Below are 15179 nucleotides of genomic sequence, written 5' to 3' on the forward strand. Positions count from 1 at the left end.
ATGTCCGGCATGGCACGCTTGCGCTCCGACGCTGCACGTTTTGCAGCAGCCTCCCGATCGGCCAGCGCGGCGAGATAGCCGGTGGTTCGGAGCGGATCGGCCGGGCCGTAAGCGACGCGTGACGGCGGCGGATCTAGCAACGAGTCCGAAACACTGGTGAAGGGGGTCTCCACCCCGGCCAGCGCGGATAATCGGGCGAGTGCCGCCGTGCGCGCCGCCCGCGTGCTTTCCAGCACGGCGCGCGCGGCATTGAGTTCGGTTTCCGCTTGCAGCGCGCGGAGGCGGGCTTCCTTGCCTGCCTCGACCAGAGCCCTAGCAAGTTTAAGGTCGGCTTGGCCCTCTTCGACTTCGTCCTCGGCAATCGTGATGCGCCGATCGGCGAGTTCGACGGCGGCATAGGCCCGCGCAAGATCATAGGCAAAAGCGACGCGACCTTGCAGTCCTCGCGCCCGCGCCGCCGTCACCCCGGCTTCGCCAGCGGCAATGCGCGCAGATCGTTTGCCGCCCAGCTCGAACGGCTGGCTATATTGCAGCGTCGTCTCGGTCCGGTCGAACCCTGCATAGGGCGACGACCCCGCAAAGTTCTCAGCATAGACGCTCACCGACGGATTGGGGCGTGCGTGCGCCTGGTCCGACAGGCCCGTCGCACGATCGACGTCGGCGCTCAGTTCTTGGATGCGAGGCGACTGCTCGGCTTGCTTGAGCAACAGAGCGAAAGGTGGCGCGGGGTCTGCCCACGCCGGACCCGCCAGCGTCATGCTCGCGAGTCCGCCGAGCAGCGCCGCAAGGCGCCGTCGGCTGATAAAGCCGGTCATAGAGATGTGATCCTTGCACGAGTTGGACTCGGGCGCGCCTCGCGCGCGGCAGGATCAGACCTTTGGTGGTCTTAGTAACGAGGTCGGGTCGATACCCGCTTTCAGAGATGAGTGCGGCACAGACCAGTTCTTCGCGAATGACGCCTCATAGATCGGCGCGACCGCCGCATTAGGTACTGCCAAGGTCTGCCCGACCATGTGCGCTGCAAGGTGGACGGCACTGTCGGGGTCGCTCGAATCCTGTTCCCCATGATCGTGTGCGATCGAAACGGCGTGGATCGCATCGTCGTCGTGAATGCTGGCATTGTGCCATGTCGATACGGCACTCATCGTCATCAGCGCGATCAAGGCGAGAAGGAACCCCCAAGGGGCGGATCGAGGTCGGACGATTGCCACTCCAAGCATTGTATGCGGAGTGCTGAGCTGCGGCAAGGTAAGCGCGCTCATGCCTTGGGCCAATCCGGGTGCCGCTTGTCGATCACAAAGGCATGATCGCCGCGTTCATGCTCTTTCAGGTGGGGGTCGTCAGCCGACAGGTCACCATGATCGTGCGCGACGACGTCGGGATCGTTCGCAGGCCACAGCCGGACCGCAGCCAGCGTGCCCACAGCAGCGATGGCCGCCATTGCGCCAAACGCTGCCGCCATGCCGACCCGCGCGCCGAGCTGCCCGACCAAGGGGTAAGCGATGAGCCAGCAGACGTGACTGAGCGCGAACTGCGCCGCGAACAGAGCAGGGCGATCGTCGGCATTGGCCGATCGGCGCAATAGCCGCCCCGCGGGCGTAACGCTTGCCGAATAAGCGAGGCCCATAACGATCCACCCGGCGATCAGCATGTACCAATAGCTGTCGGCTCTTCCCATGGTCACAGTGAGCAGCGCCATCGTGGCAAGTGTTAGCGTCAGAAGAGCAGCAGCGATCAGCATCACGGTGCGGTCCGCGACCCGATCTAGGATGCGCGGCAATGTTAGCGCCGCCGTGATCGAGCCCGCGCCGAACGCCGCCATCGTCAGCGCGACGTCGCGTTGGCTTAGGCCGAGCCCGCGCACGATCACCACCGTGTTGACAATCACCATCGCGCTCGCCGCTGCCGCCGCAAGCGTGAGTGCGAGCAGGCCGCGCAGGCGTGGTGTCTTCAGATAGATGCGCGTCCCTCGCGTTGTCTTGTCGTAGATGCCGCCCGCGTCCTCGACCGGTTTGGCGCGCGGCAAGGTGGTCGACACTACCAATAGTGCCGAAGCGACGAAGCCGATCGCGGTCCCGGCGAACAGCCAGTGGAAGCTGATGACCGTGAGCAACGCCGCCGCGAGGATCGGGCTGGTCAGGCTTTCCATGTCATAGGCGAGCCGCGACAGCGACAGCGCCCGCGTATAGTCGCGCTCTTCGGGCAGCACGTCAGGGATGGTCGCCTGAAATGTCGGCGTAAAAGCCGCCGACGCCGACTGCAGCACGAAGATCAGGACATAGACCTCCCAGACCTGCGTAACGAACGGCAGGCAAAGCGCAACGGCGGCACGGATCACGTCCATCGCGACGAGCAGTGCGCGCCGGGGCACCTTGTTGACGAAGGCTCCAGCGATCGGCGCGACACCGACATAGGCGATCATCTTGATCGCGAGCGCGGTGCCCAGCACAGCGCCCGCGTCGCCGCCCGCGATGTCATAGGCCAGCAGGCCAAGCGCGACCGTCGCCAGCCCCGTCCCGATGAGCGCAATGATCTGCGCAAGGAATAGGTGGCGATAAGTGCGATTGGCGAGGACTGCGAGCATGGGCGCCCCTATCCCCTGATTCTGGTCGCCTGTCTATCCCCCATGGGGGATATGATGGACACGCCCGTCATGACGTGTCAGGAACTCAAAATGGCCCATACAGCGCACACCAGCCACCCCGCGATCGTCAAGCGCCTTAACCGGGCGACCGGCCACCTACGAAGCATCGTAACGATGATCGAGGAGCAGCGACCGTGCGTGGACATCGCCCAGCAGCTTCAGGCGGTCGAGAACGCGATCGCCAGCGCGAAGCGCGCGCTGATTAACGATCATATCGACCATTGCCTCGTCCACGCCGAGGATGGCGAAGGCCCGCAGCAGGCGATCGAGCAATTCCGCGCGATCTCGAAATATTGGTAGCGATAAGGGTCCGCATTCAACGCCTTTATGCTCAAAACTGGCTCCGACCGACGGCTGGGCTCGCCCGGCCGACGATGTGATGCGAGAAACTGCCGGACCCCTAGTTTCGGCGCAAACTGTCGTTCAACGATCGCGTACGGAATGGCGATTTTGTCCCAGGTGCGGACCTTGAACGAATTGTGGCCGCGTTCATGAATGAATGGCAAGTTTCAGGATCACCGATCGGCGCGTCGAATGGCGATAAGTGGGTCTTTCTGCGCAGAGAGTAAGGTCAGGGCAGGGGGCGAGGTCAGGCCATGCGTCTGAACAATTCAAAATAGGGTGTAGCTATATCGGACCTGCTGATGCGCGAACCGCCCTCGAGAAGAACAAGCGTGGTACATTCCTGCGCTTACCCGGCTAGCGCGGAAGAGCGAGCGGCGCATACGGGGCGGGGCACTGGCACGCAGGGTGGAAAACGGACCGGCCGCCTTTGGCGGCGCCGGACCGATAGCGAGCAGGCGTCTCGGAAGCGTGCGCGTCGGCTGCGCTCCGCTTGGACGGTTGCGACTGGCGGAAATGAACGTTTCGCAACGTAATGGGTACGTGCCAGGGCGCTGATGAGCTAAGGTAGTATCAAGCTACACTTGATAAGGTCGCGCGTGGACGTCGTCATTTACATCCGCTGGTCGAGCGCCGAGCAGGGCAAGGGCAGCAGCCTAGAGCGCCAGCGGGACGACTGCCGGCGCCACGCCGCGCTGAAGCGCTGGAACGTCGTCGCCGAGGTGGTCGACGATGGCGTCTCCGCCTTCAAGGGGCGGCACTCCGCCGTCGGGCAGCTGGGCCGGTTCGTCGCCGAAGTGGAAGCCGGCGCCTACCCCGACGGCATCGTTCTCCTGACGGAGAAGCTCGACCGCCTGTCGCGCGAGCACGCCAAGAAGGTTTTCCTGTGGATGTGCCACGTCACCGAGCTGGGCGTTGTCGTGGCGACCGTCGACGGGGACCGGCGCTACGAGCGATCCAACTTCGACATGGCGGCGATCATCGAGGTCATCGTCAAGGCGCAGTTGGCCAATGAGGAGTCTGAGAAGAAAGCCTCCCGGCTGTCCGCAGCATGGGCGGCGAAGCGCGGCCGTCTGGCGCGGGGCGAGAGTGTTGTCCTGACGCGCCGGGCACCCGCCTGGCTGGCAGTCGAGGGGACGCCGTCCAGGTTCGTGGTTATCCCTGAGCGGGGCGCCATCGTGCGGCGCATATTCGAGGAGACCGTCGCCGGCCTCGGTAAGCACCACATCGCGAGGAACCTAAACCGCGACGGGATCGCCCCCTTCGGTCGCGCCGATGGCTGGCACTCCTCCTACATCCAGAAGATCCTCACCAGCCCCGCGGTGCTGGGCGAGTTCCAGCCGGGCACGAAGCCGCGCGGCGAGGCCCGGCGCAAGGTCGGCGACGCGATCCCCGACTACTACCCGCGGATCGTCGACGCCGACGTCCACGCGAACGCGATGCGCAGCATGGCGGGACGGCAGCGGCGCGTCGCGGGGCGCGGCAGGCGGCTCGTGAACCTGTTTTCCGGCCTCGCGGTCTGCGGATCCTGCGGCGCCCGCATGACCTTCAGGGGAAAGGGCGCGAAGGTCCGGGCCGACGGCTCCGTCGTCAACGAGGACTACCTGATCTGCGACAGCTACCAGCGCGGGCTCGGCTGCCAGAGCGGCCACCACTACAACTACCCCCTCTGGGAGGGCGGCATCCTCGACGCGATCCTGTTCGACGCGATGGAGGACCGGCACTTCGCCTCGCCCGACGCGCTCCGGCCGCTTGAGATCGAGCTCGCCGACCGGGTCCGGAAGCGCACGGCCGACCGCGAGCGGGCCGAGACGGCGCTCAGACTGTTCGTCGAGACCAGTCGGCCTGAGGTCAAGGAGATGTGGAAGGCGCTAACCGAGGCGGTCGACGAGCACGACGCGGTCGTCGCCGACCTCCGCAAGCGGGTCAGGGAGGCGCGCGGCGCGGTGTCCGTCGAGGAGCACCGCCGCCGCATCTACGCACTGCGCGCCACCCTCGACGACGCAGACGAGGCGGTGAGATTCGAGACCCGGTCGCTGATCATGGAGGCCGCCCACGAGCTCGTCGAGCGCATCGAGTTCAAGGGGCCCCTCGGCGCCGAGCTCACCACGAGGTCCGGCGTCGTCATGGACCTCGCCCACGAGGACTGGGGAGGCACGCAGCGGGGCATCACCTGCGCGAAGTGGCCGGCCGAATACATCGCCGAGCTCACTGCCAGGGAGGAAGCGAGGCGGCCGGCTGACCCCGGCGACGCCGCACGGCTCCCACCCGCGCCGGCCCGCCGACCCAAGCCCCGGTGAGGACGCATCGCGAGAAGCCTGGCAGGAGCGACGACGGCTGGCAAAGCGGCGCGACGGGCGACGCCACCGGGCGGTCCTCGTCCGAGCCGCTAGGGAACGCCGGTGTCGACCCGCCACGCCTTCCCATCGGCGCGGCGCGCCACTACCCTGCGGCGATGTCTAGGACACCGACAGCAGGCGGGGCGCGACACGCGCCGTCCGCACACGCGCACGCGGGCGTCTACCTCGACGGATTCGCTACCACGGCGATCGCGCCGGAGGCGCGCACCGCGATGCTCGACGCGCTCGATCTTCCCGCCAACCCCTCCTCGGCTCATGCCCTCGGCGAGCGCGCCGCGAGGATCGTCGAGGCCGCCAAGGCCAACATCGCCGTGCTCGCAGGGTGCTCGCCGTCCGAACTCGTGATGACGTCGGGCGCGACCGAGGCGAACAACCTCGCTATCACCGGGTTGTCCGTGTACGCGCCCGCCGGTCGCCGGCGCGTCGTTGTGTCGGCGGTCGAGCACCGCGCGGTCCTCGAGCCGGCGGCGGCCCTCGCGGCAGCTGGGTTCGAGGTCGTCCACGCGGCGGTCGACGGGCGCGGGCTCATTGACCTGGACCGGCTGCCGGAGGCGATCGGCGACGACTGCTGGCTAGTGTCCGTCATGGCCGTCAACAACGAGACCGGCGTCGTGCAGCCGGTGGCGGACGTGGCACGGATCGCCCACGCGCGCGGCGCCCTCGTGCACACTGACGCGGCGCAGGCCCTCGGCAAGATGCCCGTCGACCTCGCGGGGTGGGACGTCGACTACGCGAGCCTGACGGGGCACAAGATGCACGGGCCGCCCGGCGTCGGCGCCCTATACGTCGCGGCGGGGGCGCCCCGGCCGCGGCCGCTCCTGCTCGGCGGTGGACAGCAGTCGGGGCTACGCGCCGGGACCGAGCCGACCGCCCTCATCGCCGGGTTCGGCGCCGCGGCCGCCGCCGCGCTGGACCGCGGTCCACGCGACGCCGCCTCGCGCGAGGCTACGCTCGACACGATCCTGGAAATATTGTCGGAACATCAGGTTAGATGGGAGCGCCTAACGGGCGACGCTCCGACAGTCAGCGGTGGCTGCGCGGTAGTCGTCGATGGCATCGACGCGGACGAACTGTGCCAAAGAGTGCAGAACGACGTCTATCTCTCGACTTCGTCCGCCTGCTCGTCCGGGCAGATAACACTGTCGCACGTCCTGCGCGCGATGGGCGTCTCGCCGGATCGGGGGCGTTCCACGATCCGGCTCATGACGGCGTCGTCGACGACGATGGCCGACGCCGAACGCGCAGGCGCGGCCTTGGTGCGGGCGATCCGGTTCGTATGAATTCCGGACTGGACGGATCGTCCAGCGCGCTGCTAGGCTGCCGCGATGAGGCAGGGACTCTTCGAGGATGGCGTCCGGCCGCAGTTCGCTGGGCATGAGACGTTCCCATTGCGCCTGCTGTGGCTGAAGAAGGCCCACGACGCCGTTGCAGCCGGCGCGCCCGCCGGAACATTCGCGGAACAGGAGGCGATAGCGACGTTCGGTGTGGGCCGCAACATGGCCGCCTCGATCCGGCACTGGGCGGTCGCCACGGGCTTTGTCGCGGAGAGCGACCGCGCGCTGCGACCGACACACCTCGGGCGCATGATCCTCGCCGATGGCGGCCTCGACCCCTACCTCGAGGCGCCGGCGACGACCTGGCTCGCGCACTGGAACGTGGCGTCCACGCCTGAGCTCACGACGACCGCCTACTTCGCCTTCAACGGACTGACCGCGATCGAGTTCGATCCCGATGGGCTGGTGACGGAGCTCGAATCGATCGCAGCGACGCGCGGCTGGCGCGCGACGCGGGGGACGCTCAAGCGCGACGTGGAGACCTTCCTGCGCAGCTACGTGCGGCGCCGCGGGCAGCACGGTGAGGACGCGGCGGAGCCGCTGCTCGCCGAACTCGGGCTCGTCCGCGAGGCCCGGCTGGGGGGCTGGTACGAGTTCGTTCGCGGACCCAAGCCGGGCCTGCCTGACGCCGTCTTCGCCTACGCGCTCGACGCGTTCTGGCGGCGCCACGGCGGCGCGTCACTGACGGCGGAGCAGGTGAGCTACGCGCCGGGGTCGCCGGGCCGCGTGTTCAAGCTCGACGAGGACAGCGTCGTGACGAGGCTCATGGCCCTGCCGCGGCTCACCGCCGGCGCCTGGGGCTGGACCGACACGGCCGGGCTCCGGCAGGTGCAGCGGATCTCCGAAATCGACGCTCTCGCGCTGGTACCGAAGGCCTACGGCCACGCCTCCGAGACGGCCGCGGCATGACGACGCTCGCCGACCGCGTCGCGATCGACCGCCGGTTCGCGCGGTCCGCCCGGATCGACACCGACCTGGGGGGCACGCCGCCCCTCGCGGGCTACGTCCTGCAGGCCAGCGTCGCCAAGGCGCTATCGACACTCGCGACCGCGCAGGCCGAAAGCCGGCAAGGCGCTTTTACCTGGACCGGTCCCTACGGCGGCGGCAAGTCCAGCGCCGCGCTTCTCGTCGCGAGCCTCGTCGGCGGCGCCGACGAGCAGCGCGGCGTCGCGCGCGAAATCGTCGGCGAGCCGCTGGACGCACTGTTCGCCGACGCCTTTCCGGCGGAACCCGAAAGATGGGGCATCGTGGCGGTCACCGGACACCGCACGGGGCTGCGCGATGCGATCGCCGAGGCCGCGACCGCCTCCTTCGGCTGGTCCGCGAAGGCCGCCGCCACCGCGGCCGGTAGCGACAAGGCGCTGATCGACGCAATCGCGGCCGAGGGCGCAAGCGACCGTGGCGGCGTCCTTGTGGTCCTCGACGAGCTCGGCAAGCTGCTCGAGCACGAGGCGGCGACCGGCGGGGACGCTCATCTCCTGCAGGACATCGCGGAGCGCGCCTCGCGAAGCGACGGCAGGCTCGTCGTCGTCGGCATCCTGCACCAGTCGTTCGAGCAGTATGCGGAGCGAGCCGACCGCGAGGCCCGCCGCGAGTGGGCCAAGGTGCAAGGCCGGTTCCACGACATCGCGTTCCTCGCGGGCGCCGACGAGACGGTCGCGCTGCTGGGGCGCGCGATCGCGTCCGAACCCCCGGCTTCGGCGGTCGAGCGCGCCGCGACCGCCGCCGAGGCCGTCGCGAAGCGGCGCCCTGCGGACGCGGCGGCGCTGGCGGCACTGCTGGCAGAGACGTGGCCGCTCAACCCCGTCACCGCGCTGCTGCTCGGCCCGGTGTCGCGGCAGCGTTTCGCCCAGAACGAGCGCAGCGTGTTCGGCTTCCTCGCGTCGGCCGAGCCCGCGGGTTTCCAGGAGTTCCTGTCGGGCGCGGCCGACGACGCGACCTACGACCCGGCACTGCTGTGGGACTACCTCGCCGCGAACTTCGGGATGGCGCTGGCGAGCGGGCCAGATGGGGCGCGGTTCAGCCTCGCGTTCGAGGCGGTCGAGCGGGCCGGCGCCCGGGGCGGCGCGATACACGTCGCGCTAACCAAGGCGGCCGCCGTCATCGAGTTCTTCCGGAACGGGTCCGGCGTCGCGCTCGCCGACGACTTCCTGGCGCTCTCGCTCCCTGCCGCCAGCGCGCGCGACCTCGCAGCTGCGGTTGCCGACCTGCTCGACTGGGCGGTGCTCATCCGCCAGCCACGCCTCGGCGGCTACGCGCTGTTCGCCGGCAGCGACTTCGACCTCGACGAGGCGATCGGGCGCGCGACCGCGCCGCTCTCCGCCGAGGAGCTCGCCGCCCTTCCGGATCGCGTCGGGCTGGGCACGGTCTCCGCCAAGAGGCACTACTTCGAGACGGGCACGCTGCGCAGCTTCCACGTCGCCATCGCGGTGGCGGGCGCCGACGCGGCGGACGACGCGATCGTGGAGCGTGTCGCCAGCTGCCCGGCCCGGGGCGGGGGCACGCTGCTGCTGCTGCTCGGCGATGGCGGGCTCAGCGAGTCGCAGCTCGACGGGCGCGCGCGCCGCATCGCCGCCGCGCTCGACGCGCGCGGCGCCATCGCCGCGGTCGGCACCACGCGCCGATCGTTCCACCTCCGGTCCGGCGCCGAGGAAATGCTCGCCATCGAGCGCGTGGTCCGCGACCACCCGCAGCTCGAGGGCGACCGCATCGCGCGGCGCGAGATCTCGGCCCGGATGTCGGCGGCGACCGAGGAGCTCCACCAGCTGCTCGACGAGGCGCTCGGCGACGCGAAGTGGCGGCTGTCGACCAGTCCGGGGACGTCGATGCGTGACCGGACCGCGGTCGTAGCCTCCGCGCTCGCCGCGGCGGGATACCCCGACGCGCCCGTCATCCGCAGCGAGCTGTTGCAGCGCGACCGGCCATCGTCGAGCGCCATGGCCGCGCTGCGCGAACTTTGCCGCGCGATGGTCGCCCACGGCGACTTGCCCGACCTAGGGATCGACGGGTTCCCGGCCGAGCGCGGCCTTTACCTCACGCTCCTCAAGCCCCTCGGCCTCCACACCGGGCTGGCCGACGGTACGTTCGCGTTCCGCGCTCCCCCGTCGGTCGGCGACGGCGCGTCGCTCAGGGCCGCCTGGAATGTGCTCCAGGAGCGCGATGGCACGCTGGCGGACGCTTTCGAGACGTGGCGCAAGCCGCCGTTCGGCATGAAGGCGGGCATCATGCCGGCGATGGCGCTCGCCTACCTGCTCGCGAACCGGTCGGACGTCGCCCTCTACGTCGACGACGTCTTCCAGTCCGAGATCGACGACCTGGTGGTGGACCGCCTGCTGCAGAAACCGGGAGCGCTGAGGATCAGGCGGCTCGACCGCTCGGTGCAGCAGACCGCCTTCCTCGCGGGCCTCGCCGACCAGCTGGGCCTTCCGGGCACCACGCCGGCGCTGCCCGTGGCGCAAGCGCTGTTCCGGCGCGTCGCCAAGCTCCCGCAATACGCCAAACGCACGTCCTCGCTCGAGGCAGGCGCCACGGCCATCCGCGACGCGGTCATGCGCTCGAACGATCCCGAGGCGCTGCTCTTCGACGCGCTGCCGGCGGCGATGGACGGGACCGCCAGCGGCGGCCCGCGAGTGCTGGCAGCCTTGGAGGCCTGCGAGGGCGCATACCCGCGCCTGCTCGATGCCGTACGCACCGCGCTGGCGCGCGCGCTCGGCACCGACTCCGGCGACTTCCACGGCGTCGCCGCCCGCGCGGAGACCATCCGCAACCTGACCAACGACTTCGCGTTCGAGGCCTTCTGCACCCGGGCCGCGGCGTTCGATGGCGGCGGCGGCGACGTCGAGGGGCTCGCGAGCCTACTCGTCCACAAGCCGGCGCACTCCTGGTCGGACCGCGACCGCGAGCAGGCGCTGCTCGAGCTCGCCCGGCTCGGACGCCGGTTCCGCGAGGCCGAGGCGCTGGCGACGGTGCGCGACCGGCGCTCGAGCACGGAGGCGCTGGCGCTCGTCGTAGGGGTCGATCCCCTCATGCCGCCCCTGCTCAGCACGTTCGAGCTCACCGAGAACGAGAAGACCGAGGCGACCGCGCTCGCCGAGGACCTGCTGGCGCGCCTGGCGGTGACCGGCCCGACCGCCCACATGCGGCTCGCGGCGCTCGCGCGGGCGGTCGCCAGCGTGGCCGGCGAGATGGAGGCGGCATGACGCGCGAGCGGCACATCCTGGGGGTGTCCGGCGGCCGCGACAGCGCGGCGCTCGCCGTACATATGCGCAACGCGCGGCCCGACCTTGAGCTCGAATACTTCTTCACCGACACGGGCAAGGAGCTGCCCGAGGTCTACGCCTTCCTCGACCGGCTCGAGGGCTTCCTCGGCCGGCCGATCCAGCGCCTCAACCCCGACCGCGGTTTCGACTTCTGGCTCGAGGAATATGGCAACTTCCTGCCGTCGCCGCGGACGCGCTGGTGCACGCGCCAGCTGAAGCTGAAGCCGCTGGAGCAGTGGCTCCGGGCGGACCTCGACGACGGCGTGACGGTCCACTCCTATGTGGCGATCCGGGCGGACGAGCCGACGCGCGAGGGCTACCAGTCGACGCACCCGAACATGCGGGTGCACCTGCCGCTGAGGGACGCCGGCATCGACAAGCGCGGCGTGGTCGAGCTGCTCGAGCAGGCCGACGTCGGCGAGCCGTCCTACTACGACTGGCGGTCACGGTCGGGCTGCACCTTCTGCTTCTTCCAGCAGAAGATCGAGTGGGTGCGGCTGTCGGAACGGCACCCGGACGCGTTCGCCGAGGCGGTCGGCTACGAGAAGACCGCGCTGCGCGATGGCTCGCCATTCACCTGGAGCCACGGGGAGAGCCTGCTGGAGCTGGTCGAGCCAGAGCGAGTCGAGCAAATCAAGGCCGACTACGAGCGGCGCCGCGAGCGGCTGATCCACAGGCGCCCCGCGAACCCGCTCGCCGACCCGGACGCGCCGGTCGACGTCGACGACGTCTACGGCATCGATGAGGCGAGCGGGAGCTGCGTCACTTGCCACAAATGACCGCAGACGGTGACCCGGTTACCGCAGGCGCGGCGGATCGCGCTCCTGCTCCTGCGCCGGCCGCGCCGCACCGCGCCTTGGTCCGGGTCGCGGCGATGCCCGTCTCACTGACATCGGCCTTCGCAGACTGGCGCAAGTCCGCCATGGACAAGCCCAGCCGCCTCGAGGAACCGGGTCGGCGACGACCGTAGCTTCATCGCATCCACCGGCCCGAACACGGCGCCAGGATCGGAGCTGGCAAGGTGCTGGAGGGCGCCGACGCATTTGCGGAGGCGCGCGCCGACGACCGGGTGCCCTAGACAGGAGTGCGCCTCGTCGAGCGATCCGATGGCGTAGCGCCGCGCCACCCCGCTACCACACAACCGGCGAGTTGCGGGAAGACGAACCACATTCAGTGCGTCCGCTTCGCCCGCGCCTGATCTCGGCCAGCGCCGTCCCGTATGCGCCCGACCGTGCTTCCACGAATCGGTGGAGGTCGAACCGTTCGGACATCCGGACAGGATAGGCTGCCAAAAGCCGCGCGGGCGATGCGTTCACGACTTGCAGCGCGCCCCAGCGGCGTCCACCTCCGATCCCGACCGCCCCGACGACGCTTCTCCTCAGCCCTTGGTACGTCGCGCGACGCGGACCGCGCCGCCTGCAACGCGCCATCGGATCGATCGCCTCCGGCAGCCGCATATGCATTCACAATGGATCAAAGAAGCTGGCGAAGTTGCACTTCCCGCATAGCCGCGGCTATGCTCGGCGGAGAGGCCGGCGGGACCGGCGGGCGGGGGCAAGATGGCGGAACTGGGGGATGGACTGCCCGACGAGCAGAAGCAGAACCGCGTGATCGCGGAGATCGTCGAGCTGCAGCGGGAATACTACTTCGAGAACCGCAGCAAGGAGACCGAGCGGCGGCGCCGGCTGCGCGACATCATCGAGCGGGCCACGCCCCTCTCGGGGCGCTGAGGCCGTGCTTCTCGAGGAGATCACGCTCAAGGACTTCCGCTGCTTCAACGGCGAGCACAACCTGGTGTTCTCGACGGACGAGGAGCGCAACGTCACGCTCATCCACGCGGAGAACGGCGTCGGCAAGACCACGCTGCTGAACGCGATGCTGTGGTGCTTCTACGGCACGACCACCGCGAAGTTCGAGCGCAAGTTCGACCTAGTCAACCATGACGCCGCCGCCGCGGGCCGCGACGTGTGCTTCGTCGAGGTCGTGTTCGAGCACGACGGGAACCGCTACCGCGCGCGACGCTACGGCGGGCGCGGCGTGCACGGCGACCGCATCTTCTCCGTAATGCGCATCGACGAAGGCCACAGCGGCTCGATCGACGCTCCCGACACTTTCATCAACACCGTCATCCCGAAGACGATGGCCGGCCACTTCCTGTTCGACGGCGAGCACGCCGAGGTCTTCCTCGGCGAGGAGAACCGGGCCGGCATCCGCCGCGCCGTCCAAGACATCCTCGGATGCAACCTCATCGACACGGCGATCGAGGACCTCGAGGAGGCGTCCGCGCACTACCGGCGGCAGATGCCGAAGGCGAAGGCGACCGCTACCACCGAGGCGCTGTCGAGGGCGATCGACGACCTGGGAACGCAGATCGTTGCCGCGAAGGCAGCACACGCGCAACTCAAGGACCAGACCGCGACGGTCGAACAGCAGATCGCCGACATCGACGGGAAGCTCCGCGACTCCTCCGCCGCAAAGGCGCTCCAGGAGAGCCGCGAGCGCGTCGAGCGCGAACGCGGCAAGGCGCTGAAGCGGGCGAACGATGCCCAGGACGAGGTCGTGCGGTGGCTCGGCGACAACGGCCGCTTCATCGTCTCGACCAGGATCACCGAGACGGTGATCGACGAGCTCGCGCTGCAAGACACCAAGGGCCGGCTACCGTCGCCGATCAACGAGGAGTTCGTGCAGGACCTCCTCGAGATGAAGATGTGCATCTGCGGAACCGAGCTCTGCGACGGCAGCGCCGAGCGCGAAAAGGTCGCGGGCCTCATGACGAAGGCTGCGAACCACGTGCTCCGGAGCAGGCTCAGCGGCGTGCGGTCGGTCCTCAGCCAGCTCAAGTCGAAGAGGCTCGAGGCGCCCGGCAAGCTGGACGCCGCCAACAAGCGTCTCGCCGAGGCGCGCGCCGAGGTGAGCACCGCCGAGGTCGAGCTGGGCGAGATCTCGGCGCGTCTGACCGGCATCGACTTCGGCGAGATCGCCGAGCGCGAGCGTCGGCGCAACGAGCTCAAGACCCAGCTCACTGGCATGAACCAGAAGATCGGCGCGATGGGGAACGGCATCTCCACGTCCGAGGCCTCGAAGGTTCAGAAGGAGCGCGATCTCCGGAAGCTGGTCGAGACCGACGACGAGGCGCGGATCTTCGTGCTGCGGCACGAGCTGTGCGAGGCGCTCAGAACACGGCTCGAGCAGGAGCTGCGCGAGGAGGAGGACGAGGCCCGCAACATGCTGCGGATGCAGATCGGCAAGGTGCTCGGCTCTACGACGCGCAAGCACTTCCGGCTCAGAATGACGGACGAATACGCCGTCTCGCTGGTGAACGAGGAGGGCACGCAGCTGCCCAAGTCGAGCGGCGAGAACCAGCTCCTCGGCCTCGCGTTCACGGCCGCCCTCGTCGAGTTCGCGCGGCTGCGCGAAAAGGCGGGCGACCACCGCCTGCTTCGCGGCACCGTCGCGCCGCTCGTGCTCGACTCGCCGTTCGGGCAGCTCGACGACAGCTACCGCCGCACCACGGGCGAGCACGTCCCGCGTATGGCGCGCCAGGTGGTGCTAATGGTCTCGGGCTCGCAAGCGACAGGCGGCGCGGTCGACGCGCTGATGGACCGGGTCGAGAAGGAGTACGTCCTAGTGAGGACCAACAAGGGCGCGGGACACACCGGCGCGGGGGAGACGCGGCAGTTCCGGGGCCGCGACTACGAGACCGCACTCTTCGACCAGCCTGCCGACGGCACGTTGATCGTGGAGGTATCCTGACATGGCGACCCGCCTCCCGAGCCTGCCGAACATCTTCCGTAGTCGCGTCTACGAGGACGTCGTGCAGAAACTAGCGTCGCTGCCGCTGCCCGATTCCGAGCGCAGGCTGTTTCCCACGATCCGCGAGGTGCTCTGCTTCGCCGCGCTGCTAGGCTTCTCCGAGGAAAGGCGCGTGCCGCTCGACCGGTCGCAGGGCGTCGAGGACATCTCCTACCAGCAGTTCGAGCGCGAGCCGGACGCCGAGTTCCTGGTCTACCTCATCGCGCTCGCCGCCGGGGACGGGCCGGACATGCTGCGCGAGGGCCGCGAGGCGGAGTGCGCCGCGATCTTCGAGGAGTACGCGAACGGCGGACTCGCGATCATCAAGGACCACCTGCTGCGCGCCGGCGGCGAATACCCCGATCGCGCGCTGATGGGCCTGCTGCGCGAGCGCGGCTACCTCGTCCCCGCCCAGGCCGAGCCCGACCTCGGCGCGATCAGCTTCTGA

General features: G+C 69.2%; 14 protein-coding genes. 10 read left to right on the top strand and 4 right to left on the bottom strand.

The window, feature by feature from the left end:
- From B7Y49_RS02000 to B7Y49_RS02010, 3 genes are all read right to left on the bottom strand, one after another.
- Positions 1-815 (bottom strand): TolC family protein (locus B7Y49_RS02000; RefSeq protein WP_374125892.1); only part of this gene is annotated, 815 nt, incomplete at its 3' end.
- A 54-nt stretch (positions 816-869) separates the two neighbouring features.
- Positions 870-1163: a hypothetical protein gene (locus tag B7Y49_RS02005; RefSeq protein ID WP_374125893.1), complete on the bottom strand. Its 294-nt coding sequence runs from the start codon at positions 1161-1163 to the stop codon at positions 870-872.
- Between the two features lie 95 nt (positions 1164-1258).
- Positions 1259-2584, bottom strand: coding sequence for an MFS transporter (locus B7Y49_RS02010; RefSeq protein WP_374125894.1), 1326 nt, complete (start codon positions 2582-2584; stop codon positions 1259-1261).
- Between the two features lie 90 nt (positions 2585-2674).
- On the opposite strand from B7Y49_RS02010, the gene B7Y49_RS02015 reads away from it, so the two are divergent.
- The 7 genes from B7Y49_RS02015 (at position 2675) to B7Y49_RS02045 (ending at position 11909) form a co-directional block, all read left to right on the top strand.
- Positions 2675-2944 carry a metal-sensing transcriptional repressor gene (locus B7Y49_RS02015; protein ID WP_374125895.1) on the top strand — a complete coding sequence of 90 codons (270 nt, stop codon included), beginning with the start codon at positions 2675-2677 and terminating at the stop codon, positions 2942-2944.
- Positions 2945-3585: 641 nt separating this feature from the next.
- Positions 3586-5286, top strand: a complete 1701-nt coding sequence (locus B7Y49_RS02020) for a recombinase family protein (protein ID WP_374125896.1) — start codon at positions 3586-3588, stop codon at positions 5284-5286.
- Positions 5287-5441: 155 nt separating this feature from the next.
- Positions 5442-6626 carry a cysteine desulfurase family protein gene (locus tag B7Y49_RS02025; RefSeq protein ID WP_374125897.1) on the top strand — a complete coding sequence of 395 codons (1185 nt, stop codon included), beginning with the start codon at positions 5442-5444 and terminating at the stop codon, positions 6624-6626.
- A gap of 45 nt (positions 6627-6671) precedes the next feature.
- Positions 6672-7589 (top strand): DUF4007 family protein, encoded by a 918-nt coding sequence (locus B7Y49_RS02030; RefSeq protein WP_374125898.1) that lies wholly within the window; start codon positions 6672-6674, stop codon positions 7587-7589.
- The gene (locus B7Y49_RS02035; RefSeq protein ID WP_374125899.1) at positions 7586-10879 is read left to right on the top strand and encodes a hypothetical protein; all 3294 of its coding nucleotides are present in this window, start codon (positions 7586-7588) and stop codon (positions 10877-10879) included. Before B7Y49_RS02030 ends, B7Y49_RS02035 begins: the two co-directional genes overlap by 4 nt.
- Positions 10876-11718 carry a phosphoadenosine phosphosulfate reductase family protein gene (locus B7Y49_RS02040; RefSeq protein ID WP_374125900.1) on the top strand — a complete coding sequence of 281 codons (843 nt, stop codon included), beginning with the start codon at positions 10876-10878 and terminating at the stop codon, positions 11716-11718. Before B7Y49_RS02035 ends, B7Y49_RS02040 begins: the two co-directional genes overlap by 4 nt.
- The gene (locus tag B7Y49_RS02045; protein WP_374125964.1) at positions 11715-11909 is read left to right on the top strand and encodes a hypothetical protein; all 195 of its coding nucleotides are present in this window, start codon (positions 11715-11717) and stop codon (positions 11907-11909) included. Before B7Y49_RS02040 ends, B7Y49_RS02045 begins: the two co-directional genes overlap by 4 nt.
- On the opposite strand, the gene B7Y49_RS02050 is transcribed toward B7Y49_RS02045, so the two are convergent.
- Positions 11823-12107, bottom strand: coding sequence for a DUF1810 family protein (locus tag B7Y49_RS02050; protein ID WP_374125901.1), 285 nt, complete (start codon positions 12105-12107; stop codon positions 11823-11825). The genes B7Y49_RS02045 and B7Y49_RS02050 overlap by 87 nt on opposite strands.
- A 391-nt stretch (positions 12108-12498) precedes the next feature.
- Here B7Y49_RS02050 and B7Y49_RS02055 point away from each other — a divergent pair, with 391 nt between their 5' ends.
- The 3 genes from B7Y49_RS02055 to B7Y49_RS02065 are packed head-to-tail and all read left to right on the top strand — an operon-like array spanning position 12499 to position 15179.
- Complete coding sequence (locus tag B7Y49_RS02055; protein WP_374125902.1) at positions 12499-12669, top strand: hypothetical protein; 171 nt, start codon at positions 12499-12501, stop codon at positions 12667-12669.
- A 4-nt stretch (positions 12670-12673) separates the two neighbouring features.
- A complete protein-coding gene (locus B7Y49_RS02060; RefSeq protein ID WP_374125903.1) occupies positions 12674-14692 on the top strand; it encodes an AAA family ATPase in 2019 nt (672 codons plus the stop codon).
- 1 nt (position 14693) lies between these two features.
- On the top strand, positions 14694-15179 hold the full coding sequence (locus tag B7Y49_RS02065) for a DNA phosphorothioation-associated protein 4 (protein ID WP_374125904.1): 486 nt from the start codon (positions 14694-14696) through the stop codon (positions 15177-15179).

The sequence above is a fragment of the Sphingomonas sp. 28-62-11 genome (assembly GCF_002278865.1).
Taxonomy (GTDB): Bacteria; Pseudomonadota; Alphaproteobacteria; order Sphingomonadales; family Sphingomonadaceae; genus Sphingomonas.

What these genes read in the sequence shown, in the direction of transcription:
- B7Y49_RS02010 (WP_374125894.1), bottom strand. Translation starts at nt 2,584, where the DNA reads ATGCTCGCAGTCCTCGCCAATCGCACTTATCGCCACCTATTCCTTGCG.
- B7Y49_RS02015 (WP_374125895.1), top strand. Translation starts at nt 2,675, where the DNA reads ATGGCCCATACAGCGCACACCAGCCACCCCGCGATCGTCAAGCGCCTT.
- B7Y49_RS02025 (WP_374125897.1), top strand. Translation starts at nt 5,442, where the DNA reads ATGTCTAGGACACCGACAGCAGGCGGGGCGCGACACGCGCCGTCCGCA.
- B7Y49_RS02030 (WP_374125898.1), top strand. Translation starts at nt 6,672, where the DNA reads ATGAGGCAGGGACTCTTCGAGGATGGCGTCCGGCCGCAGTTCGCTGGG.
- B7Y49_RS02035 (WP_374125899.1), top strand. Translation starts at nt 7,586, where the DNA reads ATGACGACGCTCGCCGACCGCGTCGCGATCGACCGCCGGTTCGCGCGG.
- B7Y49_RS02040 (WP_374125900.1), top strand. Translation starts at nt 10,876, where the DNA reads ATGACGCGCGAGCGGCACATCCTGGGGGTGTCCGGCGGCCGCGACAGC.
- B7Y49_RS02045 (WP_374125964.1), top strand. Translation starts at nt 11,715, where the DNA reads ATGACCGCAGACGGTGACCCGGTTACCGCAGGCGCGGCGGATCGCGCT.
- B7Y49_RS02055 (WP_374125902.1), top strand. Translation starts at nt 12,499, where the DNA reads ATGGCGGAACTGGGGGATGGACTGCCCGACGAGCAGAAGCAGAACCGC.
- B7Y49_RS02065 (WP_374125904.1), top strand. Translation starts at nt 14,694, where the DNA reads ATGGCGACCCGCCTCCCGAGCCTGCCGAACATCTTCCGTAGTCGCGTC.